Origin of the sequence: Aequorivita vitellina (assembly GCF_022008365.1) — a bacterium.
GTDB lineage: Bacteria > Bacteroidota > Bacteroidia > Flavobacteriales > Flavobacteriaceae > Aequorivita > Aequorivita vitellina.
The window spans coordinates 19,059-35,284 of the sequence record NZ_JAIRBA010000005.1; the positions used below are offsets into that span (position 1 = coordinate 19,059).

At 37.1% G+C, this 16,226-nt stretch carries 18 protein-coding genes; 13 read left to right on the top strand and 5 right to left on the bottom strand.

The window, feature by feature from the left end; translation table 11 throughout:
* Positions 1-41: 41 nt before the first annotated feature.
* A complete protein-coding gene (locus tag K8089_RS03760) occupies positions 42-434 on the top strand; it encodes an SRPBCC family protein (RefSeq protein ID WP_237601943.1) in 393 nt (130 codons plus the stop codon).
* Between the two features lie 57 nt (positions 435-491).
* On the opposite strand, the gene K8089_RS03765 is transcribed toward K8089_RS03760, so the two are convergent.
* Positions 492-1,223: a biotin--[acetyl-CoA-carboxylase] ligase gene (locus tag K8089_RS03765; RefSeq protein ID WP_237601944.1), complete on the bottom strand. Its 732-nt coding sequence runs from the start codon at positions 1,221-1,223 to the stop codon at positions 492-494.
* Positions 1,224-1,311: 88 nt separating this feature from the next.
* Here K8089_RS03765 and rsfS point away from each other — a divergent pair, with 88 nt between their 5' ends.
* From rsfS to K8089_RS03795, 6 genes are all read left to right on the top strand, one after another.
* Positions 1,312-1,701 (top strand): ribosome silencing factor, encoded by a 390-nt coding sequence (rsfS, locus tag K8089_RS03770; protein ID WP_237601945.1) that lies wholly within the window; start codon positions 1,312-1,314, stop codon positions 1,699-1,701.
* Between the two features lie 15 nt (positions 1,702-1,716).
* Complete coding sequence (ftsH, locus tag K8089_RS03775) at positions 1,717-3,672, top strand: ATP-dependent zinc metalloprotease FtsH (protein ID WP_237601946.1); 1,956 nt, start codon at positions 1,717-1,719, stop codon at positions 3,670-3,672.
* 113 nt (positions 3,673-3,785) lie between these two features.
* A complete protein-coding gene (locus K8089_RS03780) occupies positions 3,786-4,400 on the top strand; it encodes an LUD domain-containing protein (RefSeq protein WP_237601947.1) in 615 nt (204 codons plus the stop codon).
* Between the two features lies 1 nt (position 4,401).
* Entirely contained in the window at positions 4,402-5,235 is an 834-nt protein-coding gene (locus tag K8089_RS03785) for a phosphatidate cytidylyltransferase (protein ID WP_237601948.1), read from the top strand.
* The gene (locus tag K8089_RS03790) at positions 5,225-5,875 is read left to right on the top strand and encodes a phosphatidylserine decarboxylase family protein (RefSeq protein ID WP_237601949.1); all 651 of its coding nucleotides are present in this window, start codon (positions 5,225-5,227) and stop codon (positions 5,873-5,875) included. The genes K8089_RS03785 and K8089_RS03790 overlap by 11 nt, the downstream gene beginning before the upstream one ends.
* Positions 5,875-6,141 carry an acyl-CoA-binding protein gene (locus tag K8089_RS03795; protein ID WP_237601950.1) on the top strand — a complete coding sequence of 89 codons (267 nt, stop codon included), beginning with the start codon at positions 5,875-5,877 and terminating at the stop codon, positions 6,139-6,141. Before K8089_RS03790 ends, K8089_RS03795 begins: the two co-directional genes overlap by 1 nt.
* 15 nt (positions 6,142-6,156) lie before the next feature.
* Here K8089_RS03795 and K8089_RS03800 read toward each other — a convergent pair whose 3' ends face one another.
* Positions 6,157-6,399 carry a hypothetical protein gene (locus K8089_RS03800; protein WP_237601951.1) on the bottom strand — a complete coding sequence of 81 codons (243 nt, stop codon included), beginning with the start codon at positions 6,397-6,399 and terminating at the stop codon, positions 6,157-6,159.
* Positions 6,400-6,560: 161 nt separating this feature from the next.
* On the bottom strand, positions 6,561-9,191 hold the full coding sequence (locus K8089_RS03805; RefSeq protein ID WP_237601952.1) for a valine--tRNA ligase: 2,631 nt from the start codon (positions 9,189-9,191) through the stop codon (positions 6,561-6,563).
* A 127-nt stretch (positions 9,192-9,318) separates the two neighbouring features.
* On the opposite strand from K8089_RS03805, the gene K8089_RS03810 reads away from it, so the two are divergent.
* Positions 9,319-9,714: a DUF1573 domain-containing protein gene (locus K8089_RS03810; RefSeq protein ID WP_237601953.1), complete on the top strand. Its 396-nt coding sequence runs from the start codon at positions 9,319-9,321 to the stop codon at positions 9,712-9,714.
* Positions 9,715-9,776: 62 nt separating this feature from the next.
* Here K8089_RS03810 and K8089_RS03815 read toward each other — a convergent pair whose 3' ends face one another.
* A complete protein-coding gene (locus K8089_RS03815; RefSeq protein ID WP_237601954.1) occupies positions 9,777-11,105 on the bottom strand; it encodes an aspartyl protease family protein in 1,329 nt (442 codons plus the stop codon).
* A gap of 113 nt (positions 11,106-11,218) precedes the next feature.
* Here K8089_RS03815 and K8089_RS03820 point away from each other — a divergent pair, with 113 nt between their 5' ends.
* Together K8089_RS03820 and murB are read left to right on the top strand one after the other, a co-directional pair.
* Positions 11,219-12,409: a pyridoxal phosphate-dependent aminotransferase gene (locus K8089_RS03820; protein ID WP_237601955.1), complete on the top strand. Its 1,191-nt coding sequence runs from the start codon at positions 11,219-11,221 to the stop codon at positions 12,407-12,409.
* The gene (gene murB / locus K8089_RS03825; RefSeq protein WP_237601956.1) at positions 12,409-13,422 is read left to right on the top strand and encodes a UDP-N-acetylmuramate dehydrogenase; all 1,014 of its coding nucleotides are present in this window, start codon (positions 12,409-12,411) and stop codon (positions 13,420-13,422) included. The genes K8089_RS03820 and murB overlap by 1 nt, the downstream gene beginning before the upstream one ends.
* On the opposite strand, the gene K8089_RS03830 is transcribed toward murB, so the two are convergent.
* Positions 13,419-14,042 carry a fasciclin domain-containing protein gene (locus tag K8089_RS03830; protein WP_237601957.1) on the bottom strand — a complete coding sequence of 208 codons (624 nt, stop codon included), beginning with the start codon at positions 14,040-14,042 and terminating at the stop codon, positions 13,419-13,421. The two genes, murB and K8089_RS03830, sit on opposite strands and share 4 nt — an antisense overlap.
* 173 nt (positions 14,043-14,215) lie before the next feature.
* Here K8089_RS03830 and K8089_RS03835 point away from each other — a divergent pair, with 173 nt between their 5' ends.
* The 3 genes from K8089_RS03835 to K8089_RS03845 all read left to right on the top strand — a co-directional run bounded on the left by K8089_RS03835 (position 14,216) and on the right by K8089_RS03845 (position 16,153).
* Entirely contained in the window at positions 14,216-14,440 is a 225-nt protein-coding gene (locus K8089_RS03835; RefSeq protein ID WP_237601958.1) for a membrane or secreted protein, read from the top strand.
* 61 nt (positions 14,441-14,501) lie between these two features.
* On the top strand, positions 14,502-15,596 hold the full coding sequence (locus tag K8089_RS03840; RefSeq protein ID WP_237601959.1) for a glycosyltransferase: 1,095 nt from the start codon (positions 14,502-14,504) through the stop codon (positions 15,594-15,596).
* Positions 15,587-16,153: an RNA polymerase sigma factor gene (locus tag K8089_RS03845; protein WP_237601960.1), complete on the top strand. Its 567-nt coding sequence runs from the start codon at positions 15,587-15,589 to the stop codon at positions 16,151-16,153. Before K8089_RS03840 ends, K8089_RS03845 begins: the two co-directional genes overlap by 10 nt.
* Positions 16,154-16,226: the final 73 nt, after the last annotated feature.

Sequence of the window (16,226 nt, forward strand, 5' to 3'; positions counted from 1 at the left end):
AATCAAAATTAAATAACAATAAAGAATAAAAAATATTTCAAATGAAACTAAACAGTAAAAAAGTAACCGTTCAAAAATCAGCCGAGGCACTTTGCGATTTTTTGACAGATGTAAAGAATTTTGAATCTTTAATGCCAGATAACATCAGCAAATTTGAGGTAATACGCGAGAACGCTTTTGTTTTTGGCTTAAAAGGAATGCCCGAAATTGCATTGGAAGTTAAAGAAGTTGAAAAGCCAAACAAAGTTGTATTAGGTGCAATTAGCGATAAAATTCCTTTTACCCTAACCGCAAATATTGAAGAAGTTTCAAACAATACGGCCACGGTAGAATTGCTTTTTGAAGGCGAATTCAACTCCATGATGGCTATGATGATTAAAGGACCGATTTCAAAATTTATCGATACGCTTGTTTCAAATATGGCGAAACTTTAAAGGAAGTTATATTTTTTCGATTTCGTTATGGTTATCGATTTCGATTTCGTTTTCAATTTAATAGATCAACTTAACTTCTTTCAGTTGAAATTTTTGCAACGGTGCATTTTCTGTTGCTACCAATAGCTCACCAATATCTGAAACTCCCTTTATTATTCCATTAAAACGCAAAGTTTCGGGTGTTTCAAAAACAGAAACCATATCTTTTTGAAATAAATAGTTTTCATAAAGTTGTTTCAATTCTGAAAAGTCCTTTTTCGCAAGATTATTTAAGTTGCCGAAAACACTTTTCAGAATTGTCTGCAACACTTCGTCTAAATTAAATGTTTTACCAGTTTCAAGTTTCAGTGAGCTCGCTTGCGGCAGATTTAAAAAATGTGTTTCGTTAACATTTATACCTATTCCTATTACAGCGTATTTTACACAACTGCCCTCCAAAACATTTTCAATCAAAATACCGCCAATTTTCTTTTTAGCTGACAATATGTCGTTAGGCCATTTTATTGAAATATTTGGGATATTTAATTGGTTCAACGCATGGGCAATTCCTATTGCAACAGCCATAGAAATACTAAATTGGTGCGCTACCGAAAGTTTATTAAACGCTTTAAACAAGCTAAATGTAAGACTTTGCCCCGGTTTTGACACCCAACCATTGCCCATCTGCCCGCGGCCCGAAAGTTGGGTATTAGCCACTACAACGGTTTGGTCTACAATACTGGTTTGCTTTACCAACTGCTTTAAGTAAGTATTGGTAGAGTCGATGGCATTAAGTTTGATTATATCCAAAAGTATAATTATGTTTAGTATTACAATTAAAGGCAGTTCAAGAAACAAAAAAGTAATAACTTTGCGAAATAGAAAAGAATAATAATTAATGCAAAAAGAACAAACAGGCTTGCCAGATGAGGTAGGAACAGATCAACTAATTGCCCAAATAATAACTGGGATTGAAGATGTAAAAGGACAGGATATTGAAATTCTTGATTTAAGAGATATAGAAAATACCGTTTGCGACTATTTTATTATTTGCAACGGAACCTCCAATACACAGGTTAACGCCATTGTAAATTCCGTTCAAAAATCTGTAAGTAAGGCTTTAAAAGAAAAACCGTGGCACGTTGAAGGCAGCGACAACTCGGAGTGGGTACTTATGGATTACGTGCACGTAGTTGTACACGTTTTTCAAAAGCATATTCGCGAGTTTTATGATATTGAAGGGCTTTGGGGCGATGCAAAATCGGTTAAAATAGAATCAACACATTAAAAAGAAAACAGCCTTATGGCCGAAGAAAATAAAAATAAGAAGAACGACTCTAAGAAGCCAAAACCAAATTATTATTGGATTTACGGAGCAATAATTTTACTGTTTTTTGGGATCCAAATTTTTGGTGGTGGCAGCTGGTCGCAACCCGCAAAAACCAATCAGGCAAAATTTGAAGAGTTTCTACGAGACGGCGATGTAGCAAAAGTAGATATAATTAATAAAAAAATTGCGAAAGTTTATCTTACCCAAGAGGCTAAGCAAAAGCAGGAACACGCTAAAAAAGACGATACTCCGGCGTTTTTAGCTCCTGGAGCCAACGATCCAGATTATCAATTTGAATTTGGTGATTTGCAGCTATTTCAAAAAGATTTTCAAGAAATAAAGGCTGAAAACAATCTTCCCACAACATTAAACTTTGAAACAGACAATAATGTCTGGGGCGATATTTTGATGGGCATTTTGCCATTCGTAATAATTATTGCCATTTGGATTTTTATTATGCGCCGTATGTCTTCGGGCGCAGGCGGTGGTGCTGGTGGACAGCTTTTCAATATTGGAAAATCGAAAGCAAAATTATTCGATGAAAAATCTGATGTAAAAACTTCATTTAAAGATGTTGCCGGTCTAGAAGGAGCTAAAGAAGAAGTACAAGAAATTGTAGATTTCTTAAAACAACCCGATAAATACACCTCTTTAGGTGGTAAAATCCCAAAGGGCGCATTGTTAGTAGGCCCTCCCGGTACTGGTAAAACGCTTTTGGCACGAGCTGTGGCTGGTGAGGCCCAAGTACCGTTCTTTTCTCTTTCAGGTTCAGATTTTGTTGAAATGTTTGTAGGGGTAGGTGCATCACGCGTGCGTGATTTATTTAAACAAGCTAAAGACAAAGCGCCAGCCATAATATTTATTGACGAAATTGACGCCATTGGCCGTGCCAGAGGAAAAAATAATTTCTCCGGAAGTAACGACGAACGTGAAAACACCCTAAATCAACTCCTTACAGAAATGGATGGCTTTGGAACCAATACCAATGTTATTGTACTTGCAGCCACCAACCGGGCAGACGTTTTAGATAAAGCTTTAATGCGAGCCGGTCGTTTCGACAGACAGATTTATGTTGACCTGCCCGACGTTCGCGAACGAAAAGAAATTTTTGAAGTACACCTACGCCCCATAAAAAAAGATGATGATTTAGACACAGATTTCCTTTCAAAGCAAACACCAGGTTTTTCGGGAGCAGATATTGCAAACGTTTGTAACGAAGCTGCTTTAATTGCTGCAAGAAACGGTAAAAAATCTGTTGGTAAACAAGACTTTTTAGATGCTGTTGACAGAATTGTAGGTGGCCTTGAAAAGAAAAACAAGATAATGACAATGGACGAAAAACGTGCCATTGCATACCACGAAGCAGGTCATGCAACCGTAAGTTGGATGTTAGAACACGCAGCTCCATTGGTAAAGGTCACTATTGTTCCTCGTGGACAATCCTTGGGTGCAGCTTGGTATTTACCCGAAGAAAGACTTATTATTCACCCAGAGCAAATGCTGGACGAAATGTGTGCTGCCCTTGGCGGTCGCGCTGCCGAAAAAGTTATCTTCGACAGAATTTCTACCGGGGCATTAAGCGATCTTGAAAAGGTAACTAAACAAGCTCGCGCAATGGTTACTATTTATGGCCTAAACGACAAGATAGGAAACCTTACATATTACGATAGTAGCGGACAATCTGAGTACAATTTCTCAAAACCTTATAGCGAAAAAACTGCTGAATTAATTGATAAAGAAATTTCAATACTTATTGAAAGCCAATATCAGCGCGCTGTAAAACTACTTGAAGAAAACAAAGATAAATTAACCGAATTGGCAAATGTACTTCTCGAAAAAGAAGTAATATTTAAAGATAACCTTCAAAAGATATTTGGAGACCGTCCATTTGAAAAGCCAGAAGAGGTATCCAGAGCGGCAACAACTTAATTGTTGCCGTTTTCTGTTCGCGGCAAAAACTTTATTTTACAGGTGTTATACTTCGGTATAGATTTTATATATTTGAAGTGCAACATGTATAGAAACTTCTCAATTCATTATAAATGAGTCTATTTAAAAGACTTCTAAATCCCAATTATAAAAAATCGGACGAGAAGGCTAAAAAAGCCCAAAAAGCCGAACATAGCAGTTATTACCCTGAGCAGAAACTTCCTGTAGATGAAAAATTTACTTTTAATTTCAAAAAAAATGGTGGTAAGTTTATTTATTGCGAAAATTGGGAAGAAGTAACAGAAGCTTTTGATAATATAATGTTAGAAAACGATTGGTACGAACAAGATGTGTTTTGTTTTAATGAACAACTATGCCAAAAGTTTGATGGTTTTAACCTAAACTTTGGCAATTCGGAAGCGGCCACATTTTTTCTTTCCAGTTGCGAATCGTTAATTGCGAACAATGGCTCTATTTTACTTTCGTCAAATCAAATAAAGGAGAAAAAATTAAAGGAATTGCCTTTTAACATTATTATTTTTGCCACTACCAGCCAGTTGGTTGACACCATTAGCGAAGGTTTGCGCACTATTAAAAACCAAAGTTCAGGTTACATTCCAAGTAACATTACTACTATTCAAGACTTTGAAACCGAAAAAGAAAAGGATTTTATGAGTTATGGAAGTAGCACAAAAAACCTATATTTGTTGCTACTGGAAGACTTATAATATGAAGGAAATTCTCATACGGACCCTCTCGGGCGTATTATACATTTCGATCATCATTTTTGCAATGTTTACCTCGCGCGAATGGTTTATGGGGCTCTTCTTTGTATTAGCAATTATTACCTTAAGTGAATATTTAAAATTGGTGCACTTAACCAGTTACCTCGCCTATTTTATCCTTGCAGCAGGATTTTTCTTTTTAAGTTATCGCGTTTTTTCAGAAAACGCCGTTTATCTACTTCTAATTTTAAGCAGCTTCGTCAATCTTTTTTTATTGAAAGATGTTCTCTGGACGAGCAAAATTCCAATGTTTGAAAAGAAAAAATACATAACCGTAATTTTTTATATTATTAGCGGCTTTTTATTTCTTACTTTAATTCCAGTAATGGATATTAACGGGAAGTTTAAACCCGAAATAATTGTTGCGGTTTTTGTTCTAATTTGGAGCAACGATACCTTTGCATTCTTAATTGGTAAAAACTTTGGAAAACATAAGCTTTTAGAACGTATCTCACCTAAAAAAACAGTTGAAGGTTTTGTGGGTGGTTTAGCAGGCACTCTTTTAGCAGGATTTATTATCTTTAAAGCACTGGAAGCTTACAGTTTATTCGACTCTCAAATATATCCGTTGTGGGTTTGGATAACACTCGCTATAATTGTCTCGGTTTTTGGCACTATTGGCGACCTAATTCAGTCAAAGTTTAAAAGACAGGCGGGTGTTAAAGATAGCGGAATTATAATGCCAGGCCACGGTGGCCTGTACGATAGGCTAGACAGCATTATTTATGCCAGCCCATTTGTTTATGCATTTTTATTAATTGTAAACCATGTTTCATAAAGAAGGATTCAAAATTATTTTTATTGCACTGGTAATCGTTATCGGGCTTAGCCTTTTGGCAAATCTGTTTATTGAGCATCCTACCATTCGGGGAGGGGTTATTATTTCATTAATCATTCTTTTGCTCTTGGTTTTACAGTTTTTCAGAAATCCCAAGCGAAATTTTTTAGTCCATCCCAATCGCGTGCTCTCTGCTGTTGATGGTAAAGTTGTAGTGATTGAAGAAGTTTTTGAAAAAGAATATTTTAACGATAAGTGTTTGCAAGTTTCGGTATTTATGAGCCCAATTAATGTGCATGTTACTAGATATCCCGTGGGTGGAAAAGTTGTTTATAGCAAATATCATCCAGGAAAATTTTTAGTAGCGTGGCATCCAAAATCTTCCGAAGAAAACGAGCGCACTACCGTAGTTGTAAATAATGATGACTTTGGAGATGTTTTGTTTAGACAAATAGCTGGGGCAATGGCCAAACGAATTGTTAATTATGCCGAAGTAAATCAAGAAGTAACTCAAGCTTCAGACAGTGGGTTTATTAAATTTGGATCGCGCGTGGATATTTTTCTTCCGTTAGATGCAAAAATAAAAGTAACACTGAACCAAAAAGTAAAAGGAGGAATATCAATAATTGCTGAAAAATAATGACTTCAGAAGAGTTAGACATAGCTTTTAAAAATGCTGTAAAAAGTATTAACAATCACACAGAACCTTTTCCTGCTGACGTATTATTACGACTTTACGCCTACTACAAACGCGCTACCAATGAAGCCCATCAGCCCAGTGGAAGAAAGCCACATATATCTGCATTTAAAACAAATGCGCTTTTCCAAACCCGCGGACTATCGAGTGACGAGGCCAAAGAACTTTATATAGAAGCCGTCAATCAATATTTTTTATATAGAAAATAATTGCGCCACAAACAACTACGATTGTTGTGCTTTGTTGAATTTTATCTCGTACTCCTCAATTGCATCTTCTATTTTTTCAACATTTTTTGAAGCCGTTTCGTGTGCTGCTTCCATTGCTTTTTCAAGGTCTTTATCCGGATGCTGAAATAGATCGGTAATTACGTGGTTTATCTTGTCGATAATACTTTTTTGGCTGTTTTTAATATCCTCCAATTTATGAAGCATCGCCTGCATTTCGTTATACTTTGATTGGTCCATAATTAATTTGTTTTAGAACAAGTTACGTTCAAAAGCGCTTCATTAGCTGAAAATTAACCTTGCTTTAAAACAAATTAAGATAGTTTTATAAAAACTTGAACCTGAAAGGATGAGTGCGAACTTAGTATATAGCTACAAAAACCTATTAGCTGGTTCGAAATTTATTTCAACCCTGCCAAACTCGCCTTCAAAGTTTCAATCTTTGCCAAAGCATCCGTTTCTTTCTGTTTTTCCAAAGCCACAACTTTTTCTGGCGCACCGCTAACAAAACGTTCGTTTTTCAATTTGCCTTGAACACTTCTTAAAAAACCTTCGGTGTATTTAAGTTCTTCAGAAAGCTTTGCTATTTCTTCTTCAACGTTAATTGCACCCGCAATTGGGATGAAATATTCATTGCTTTTAACCCTAAAAGTCAAAGCACCATCTATTTTTTCTGAAATATAATTCAATTCCGAAATATTTCCGAGTTTAGTAACAACGGCGTCAAAATCTTTTGAAACTTGTTCGTTGTTTAAAACAAAAAGTTGGATGGTATCTTTAAATGAAATATTCTTCTCCTTCCGAATAGTTCTAACTCCCGAGATTACTTCAGAAGCAAAATCGAAGTCTTTTATAATTTTCTCATCAAAAGTTTCAGTTTTTGGCCATTCCGAAATAATTAAAGCTTCCGAAATATTACGCTGGGTAATGTGTTGCCAAATTTCTTCAGAAATAAAAGGAACAAAAGGATGTAAAATCTTTAAATTATCTTCTAATACCGAAATAACCTCCAAATAGGTTTTTTCTGAAATTTTTTCACCGAAAGGCGGTTTCACCATTTCTAATAACCAAGAGCAGAAATCGTCCCAAACTAATTTATAGGTAGACATTAACGCATCGCTGATACGGTATTTACTATAATGGTCTTCAATTTCAGCCAGCGTTTTTTGGAATTTGCTTCGGTACCACTTTAAAGCAATAACATCACTTTGCGATTGTTCTTTTTCCAAATCAACTTCCCAACCATTAATCAAGCGGTAGGCATTCCAGATTTTGTTTACAAAGCCGCTCCCCTGTTTGCAAAGGTCTTCATCGAACATTAAATCGTTTCCGGCTGGCGAACTTAAAAGCATCCCCACACGAACGCCGTCTGCGCCATAAGTCTCCATCAACTCAATTGGATCTGGTGAATTACCCAAAGATTTACTCATCTTTCTGCGCTGTTTGTCGCGCACAATTCCTGTTAAGTAAACATTTGTGAATGGCTTTTCGTTTCTATATTCGTACCCAGCGATAATCATTCGCGCTACCCAGAAAAACAAAATTTCGGGGGCGGTGACTAAATCGTTGGTTGGATAGTAATAATTTATTTCTTTGTTGTCTGGCTCTAAAATTCCATTGAATACAGAAATGGGCCACAACCACGATGAAAACCAAGTATCTAAAGCATCGGGATCTTGTGATAAGTCGGTCGCTTTTAATTGATCGTTGCCTGATTTTTCTTGTGCCAATTTCACTGCTTCTTCAATATTTTCGGCAACTACAAAATCTTCTTTTCCGTCGCCATAGAAATACGCCGGAATCTGTTGTCCCCACCAAAGCTGACGCGAAATATTCCAGTCGCGTACATTTTCCATCCAGTGACGATAGGTATTCACAAACTTTTCTGGAACTAGGTTTACATCTTTTTCAAGCACAGCATCTAAAGCGGGCTGCGCAAGTTCCTTCATTTTCAGAAACCACTGATCGCTCAATTTTGGTTCAATAACAGCACCCGTTCTTTCACTTGTACCAACTTTATGCAGGTGGGTTTCAATTTTTAAAACCACGCCCATTTCTTCGAGTTCTTTTACAATTTCCTTTCGAACTACAAAGCGGTCTCTGCCTTCGTAATGAAGCCCAAAACTGTTTAAGGTTCCATCGTCATTAAGAATATCTACAATTTCAAGATTATGCTTATCGCCTAACGCTTTATCGTTCTCGTCGTGGGCTGGGGTTACTTTTAAGCAACCAGTGCCGAATTCCACATCCACGTATTCGTCCTCAATAATTGGAATTACCCGATTGCAAACGGGCACGACTGCTTTCTTACCGCGAAGATGTGCAAAACGCTCATCATTTGGGTTAATGCAAATTGCAGTATCGCCCAAAATAGTTTCGGGACGTGTGGTTGCAATGGTTAAAGTTTCATCACTTCCTTCAATTTTATAGTTTAGATAATAGAGATTGCCTTGTTTTTCTTCGTAAATCACTTCTTCATCAGAAAGTGTCGTTTTTGCTTGCGGATCCCAATTCACCATTCTATAGCCGCGATAAATGTTTCCTTTTCGGTATAAATCCACAAAAACCTTTATAACAGAAGCTGACATTTCTTCATCCATGGTAAACTTAGTCCGTTCCCAATCGCAGGAAGCGCCAAGTTTTTTTAATTGTTCAAGGATAATTCCGCCGTGTTTGTGGGTCCATTCCCAGGCATGCTCCAAAAATTCTTCGCGAGACAGATTGGCTTTATCAATACCTTCAGCTTTCAATTTTGCAACCACTTTAGCTTCGGTTGCGATAGAAGCGTGATCGGTTCCAGGTACCCAGCAAGCGTTAAAGCCTTGCAAACGCGCACGACGAATTAAAACATCTTGTAAGGTATTGTTGAGCATATGGCCCATATGTAAGACACCGGTTACATTTGGTGGCGGAATTACAATGGTGTATGGCGTACGATCATCAACTTCGGAATGGAAATAACGGTTTTCCATCCAGTACTTATACCACTTATTTTCAGTTTGTTTTGCATTATATTTTGCTTCTAAAGCCATACTTGGTCTGCTTTTTGTACTATGAGGTGCAAAAGTAATTATAACTACAGTATAATAAAAGTGAATAAGTTATTTTGCTCGTTCTATAAAAGTTATATACTTTAGCATGTACTAAAAAAACAAAATCATGAAAAAATTAGCTCTTATAGCTCTTGTTGCTATTGTGGGTTTTACCGCACAGGCGCAACAAGCAAAAATTAGTTTCAAGGCAGATACAGTTGACTATGGCACAATTGCCAAAGGCAGTGACGGTGTTCGCGTATTTGAGTTTACTAATACAGGAGACGCCCCCCTTGTTATTACCGATGTGAAATCCAGTTGTGGCTGTACAGTCCCGAAAAAACCGGAAGGCCCAGTTGCTCCTGGTGCAAGTAGCACTATTGAAGTTAAATATGACACTAACCGTGTAGGCCCTATTAGAAAAACAATTACTGTTTATTCTAACGCCAGCGAACCAATGGTTGCTTTAAAAATTAAAGGCGAAGTAATGAGCGACTCAGCGAGTGTTTTAGAAAAAAGCTAAGAAACTTTACCTTCAAATAAATTAAATCCGGTTGAAGCAAATTGCTTTAACCGGATTTCTTTTTAGAAGACACTTTTTAAAAAAAATTTGACTCTATTAGCACGACCTTCCCTATTAAATTCAATGGTTATTTTCCTACCTTCATTAGAAGAAAACAACTCGATTAATTCATACAGTTTAAATTGATAGCAAGGTTTACCGTTTATAGTTATAATTTCGTCACCCACTTGAATCCCCGCTAATGCCGCCGGTGAATCTTCTCGCACGGCAACAACCACATATTTTGGAACTAAGGTAAAATGTACTTCGGTGGTAATTGAAATAGAATTGACCGTTAAACTTTGGTTTTGATTTCCCCGATTGGTATTTACACTTGCCTGCCGTTCTTCTTTAACGAGCTCAACACCTTCATGTTCCAAAGTTATTCCACTCATATTGTAATTAAAAGGGTCCCTGAATTTCCTGTTTTTTTTAAATCGTACTAGCTTATTTGCATAGTCAAAGGTTACTGTAAACCTACTCAAAAAACCACCGCCAACACTGCCATCGCGTTCTTCGTAATAACGCGCTTTTAAAATTGCATCTTCTTCGGGAAATGAAGTGTTTACTTCCTTTAAATGAAAATCTCCAACAGAAAGCCTCGGTATTCTAGTGCGCTTCCCGTAGATATTACCACTAAGGCCGAGACCTAAAAAATCGTTGAAATAGTTTTTCGGAACGTCTTTAATAAAATTGCGTTTATCAAAAATCCACATGACATCGCTCGAGCCCGAATCTACCAAAAGCGTTACTGTTTCGTCATCATTCTCTGCTTCAATTACCAAAGAAATATAAGGCTTCCCTCCCATAAAATGTAGAGGTAAATCTTCACATTTTTTACAAGGTTTCAACGTGTATTTCTGCGGATTATAAACCGTTATAACCTCTGCGGAATAATTAATTTTTACAATAAAATTCTGAAAAAATTCATTGCCTAAAATTCCATGTACGGGTATTCCCATTCTTGGCGAAAAATTCAAGGTACTGTCAAAAATTATATATAGTGAATGATTGTTGTCTATTACCTTGCCAACCTTCACTTTGTTATTTAAACTCTTCAAGGCTTCCACCGCTCCGCCCGACCCCAAACCTTGCAGCATTACAGGCGTAGTATTGCGAAGTTGAAGGCTATCTGCCTCTTCCAAACTAAAAAGAATTGTAGATTTTACACCCGTATCAAGAATGAAAGACAGCGGTGTGCCATTGACGTCTATTTGAATTATTGGTAAATTATTCACCAGCTTAAAAGGAATGCGTACTTTCCTTTTATTGTTATTTAGAAAAAAACCAGATTGCGCCGCTAATGAAGCAGAAAAAACAAACAAAAATCCAAAGATTAGCGTTTTATACAATTTTTTTAGATTTATTTTGAAAATACTTGAAGATATAAAAAAAAGGTGAATCTTGTTGCAGGCAGGGTGGAATTATAAATTTATTTCGCAACTTTGCTTCAAAATATTTCACTATGCCTTCAGTTTCAAATAAAGGGAAGCACATGCCGGAATCACCCATCCGCAAGTTGGTACCCTACGCCGAAAAAGCGTACGCAGCAAAGAAAACCGTTTACCATTTAAATATTGGTCAGCCCGATATTAAATCGCCAGAAATAGCGATGGAAGCAGTGGCTCATCACAATCTAGAAATTCTCGCCTATACCCGTTCTGAAGGTTCGCAGGAATACCGTGAAAAAATTGCGAAATATTACAAAAAAAACAACATTCCCGTTGAGGCGAACGATCTAATTGTTACCACAGGCGGAAGCGAAGCGCTGCTTTTTGCAATGGGAAGCATTGCCGATGCCGATGATGAAATAATTATTCCCGAACCATTTTATGCCAATTACAATGGTTTTGCAACGGCATCTGATGTAAAAATTGTTCCTGTTATCTCTAAGATTGAAGACAATTTTGCCTTGCCTCCTATTTCAGAATTTGAAAAACTGATAACGCCGAAAACAAAGGCTATTCTTATCTGTAACCCGGGAAACCCAACAGGATATCTGTATTCAAAAGAAGAAATACAAACTTTAGCCGAAATTGTGAAAAAGCACGATCTGTTTTTAGTTGCAGATGAAGTGTATCGCGAATTTACGTACGACGGCTCCAAGCATTACTCTATTCTTGAAGAAGAGAGCCTGGCAGAACACGGAATCATTATCGATTCGGTTTCAAAGAGATACAGTATGTGCGGCGCGCGTATTGGCTGCTTGGTTTCAAAAAACAAACAAGTAATTTCAACTGCATTAAAATTTGCACAAGCACGATTAAGCCCACCAACCTTTGCACAGATTGCGAGTGAAGCGGCTTTACAAACTCCACAAAGTTATTTCGACGAAGTAATAACCGAATATCAAGACAGAAGAAACACGTTGGTAGCTGCCTTAAAAGCTATACCCGGCGTAATTGTTGGCGAGCCAAAGGGTGCATTTTATTGCATTGTTCAGCTGCCAGTTAAAAACAGCGATAAATTTGCGCAATGGTTGTTAGAAGAATTTGACGACAACGGCGAAACCATTATGGTTGCTCCTGCGGCTGGCTTTTACTCCAGTCCGGGTGTTGGTCTTAACCAAGTGCGTATTGCATATGTTCTAAAAAAAGAAAGTCTTATTAGAGCTGTTGAGATTTTAAAAATTGCGCTTGAAAAATATAACGATTAATGCGGATTGAAGAAAACAAATCGCTTAAACATTACAATACCTTCGGAATAGCTAGCAATGCGCGCTATTTTGTGTCGGTTGAAACCGTTGAAGAACTGAAACAGGCACTTTCCAAAAAACCTTCAAAAGAACTATTTATCCTTGGCGGTGGCAGTAATATGTTGCTGACTGATGATTTGGACGCATTTGTAATTCATCTAAATTTAAAGGGAATTGAAATTATTAAAGAAAGCGACACCGAAGTTTTTGTAAAAGCAATGGCAGGCGAAAACTGGCACGAATTTGTTCAGTATTGCATTGCACAAGATTATGGCGGCTTGGAAAACCTTTCACTTATTCCCGGAAATGTTGGCACTGCGCCAATCCAAAATATTGGTGCGTATGGCGTGGAGTTAAAAGATACTTTTAGCAGTTGCAATACGCTAGAAATTGATACTTTAAAAGAACGCGAATTCACCAAAGCCGAATGCGCTTTTGAATATCGAAACTCAATCTTTAAAAATAAAGCCAAAGGGAAATATATTATTACGAGCGTAACCTTTCGACTGACAAAAAAAAATCATAAAACCAGTGTTTCGTATGGCGATATTCAAAAGCATTTAGCTGCTAAAAATATTGAAAACCCTAGTGTTAGGGATATTTCTGAAGCAGTAATTGCTATAAGACAATCCAAGCTTCCGGATCCTAATGTTTTGGGTAATAGTGGTAGTTTTTTTAAAAATCCGATCGTTGATTCTGAAACATTTCAAGATTTCCGAAGAAAATTCCCGGAGGCTCCTTTTTACGAAGTTTCGCCCACAGAGTTTAAAATTCCAGCAGGTTGGTTAATTGAAAAAGCAGGGTTTAAAGGACAACGATTTGGCGACGCAGGGGTACATAAAAACCAAGCTTTGGTTTTGGTGAATTTCGGTAGCGCCTCGGGCAAAGAAATTTGGCAGCTCGCAATGGCAATTCAAAAAAAGGTAAAGGAAATGACTGGCATCTTTATTGAGCCAGAGGTGAACGTATTTTAATTTGTACCCAACACGCCATTAATCATAAACATTACCCCGTTGGAAGCCTCTACACCATTGTTTAGGACCGAAGCTTTACCAGATTTTGCATCAGAAATAACTATATCTTCCCCAGATTTTGTTGCTGTTAGCGTAGTTCCGGCTAAGGTTTCTAAATTTACTTTTCCACTTTTATCAATGGCTTGTAATAACGTTTCCTTATCCACCTTTCTCGTTACAATATGTGTTTTGAGCATTTCCACCAATTTGGCTCTATTTTCGGTGTTTGAATAAAACAGCGTTTTTTCAGCTCCCATAGCCTCCAACGCTGCATTTGTTGGAGCAAATACAGTAAACGGTCCCTCGCCTGTTAATTTATTTGTCAATTCGGCTGTTACCAGGTAGCTGGCAAATTTTTTCAGCTTGGCTTCGGTCATCACTCGAACCATTACACTCTTTAGTTCTGCAATATCCTCTGGTGTTAAATCTTTTTTTGCCGCACGCTTTACAGGAGTTGCTGGAGCAATTTGAGTAGTAGGTTTTTCTGCATCAATATTTTTATCTTTCGGCGTATCGTTTTTACACGAAACAGCTAGTAATGCGATCATAAAAATAGACAAGAAAGTAATTGGCTTCAGCATCGTTAAAATATTTTAATTGAAGGCTAAAAATACTTAAATTCCGAGGACAACACCAAGAAAGATTGTATTTTTGTAGTCTAATTTAAAGTGATGAAATGCCCTTCGTAAATTTGAATTAAAAGAAGGTTATTTTTGGGCGTTACATCGTTGCTTTTTATCTAATATTTTAACAGATGAAACTTTTACTTATCACCTTAGCATTATTATTACTTGGCGTTGCAGGTATTGCAATAAAAATATGGGCAAAAAAAGATGGAAAATTTGCCGGAACCTGTGCCAGTCAAAGTCCATTTTTAAATAAAGAAGGCCAAGCTTGCGGTTTCTGCGGAAAATCTCCCGACCAGTTTGCAGACTGCAACGAAACGAACCATAACTTGGAAGCGGAAAACACCAAATAAGGCTGCGGTTTCAATCCCAAATCGACATTTTAAATTCGTCAATTTACAATCATAAATAGCTATGGTGCTACTTTACGTTTTCGGCGCAGTCGCGTTGATTAACTGTGCTTATTATCTTCTCTTTTCGAAATTTTCATTTCTAACAGTTGCTAAAAATAACGTTTCAGAAACGCCATCAATTTCATTAATAATATGCGCGAAGAACGAAGCTAAAAACCTTCAGAAAAACATTCCACTTTGGCAACAACAAACGTATCCTAATTTCGACATTATACTTATAAATGATGCATCGGTAGACGAAAGTTTGGAAGTAATGGAAGCTTTTGCCGAAAAAGATAAACGCATTCAAATTGTTAACGTAAAAAATAACGAAGCTTTTTGGGCCAGTAAAAAATACGCCCTCACTTTAGGTATAAAACGCTCAAAAAACAACCGGCTTGTTTTTAGCGATGCAGACTGCTACCCCGCATCGAAAGAGTGGTTAGCAATTATGGCAAGTAAATTTTCGAGCGAAAAACAATTGGTTTTAGGATACGGTGCTTATGAAAAACAACCCGGGTTTTTAAATAAAATTATCCGTTTTGAAACTTTAATGACAGCGGTGCAATACTTTGCATATGCCAAAGCAGGAAACCCATATATGGGTGTGGGTAGAAATTTGGCGTACACCAGCGATTTGTTCTATGAAACCAAAGGTTTTATGAGCCATATGAAGATTTCTTCGGGCGACGACGATCTTTTTGTGAACGAAGCTGCCACAGCAAAAAACGTCGCTATTTGTACCGAACCGGAAGCATTTACCTATTCATTTCCGAAGAAGAAAAAGAACAAATGGCTCACTCAAAAAAAGAGGCATTATTCTACCGCAAAACGCTATAAACCCAAACATCGCTTTTTATTAGCGGTTTATTACAGTTTCAATTTATTGTTTTGGTTGTTAGCTGTAGCGACACTTTTTACCGAATTTTGGGTATACGGGCTCGCTATTATATTTATCAGGTTTCTGTTTCAATACATCATTATTGGCAAGGCAGCCACGAAATTAAAGGAACAGGATTTAATTCTGCTAATTCCTTTTTACGAATTGTTTTTGGTTGTTACACAATTGAGTATCTTTATTTCCAACAGCGGCGAAAAAAACTCGCGATGGAAATAACCCCAGAAGAAATAAGTCATCAATTAGAAAAAGCAAAAAAAGGAAAGCAGAGCGCTTTCAAATTTCTGTTAGATTATTATTGGAATGAGGTTTACGGTTTTCAGCTGAAACGGGTTCGCAACGAGCACGAAGCCGAAGATATTACCATTGAAACGTTTGCAAAAGCCTTCGACAAAATTGATAGTTTTGACGAAAAATACACGTTCTCTACTTGGCTCGTCACTATTTCAAAAAACATTCAAATAGACCGAACTCGCAAAAAAAACGCTTCTATTTATTCAAATACTACAGATGCGTCTAACGAGCACGTACAACGAATTGCCGACCATGCTCCCACCCCGGAAGACAAATTGATTCGTGAGCAAAATCTTGCCGAACTTTTACAATACATCAAGCTACTTAAACCGCATTACCAAGAAGTTATTAACCTTCGGTATTTTCAAGAAATGAGTTATAATGAAATTTCTGAAACACTGGAAGAACCGCTTAATAACGTAAAGGTTAGATTGCTACGTGCGCGAAAACTTCTCGCCGAAATTATTACGCAGAAAGATTAGAAAATACAAATCCCAAAAATCAATTTCCAAATTCCAAATTCCAAAAAAATGGAGTTCCTCCTTTGGGGGTTAG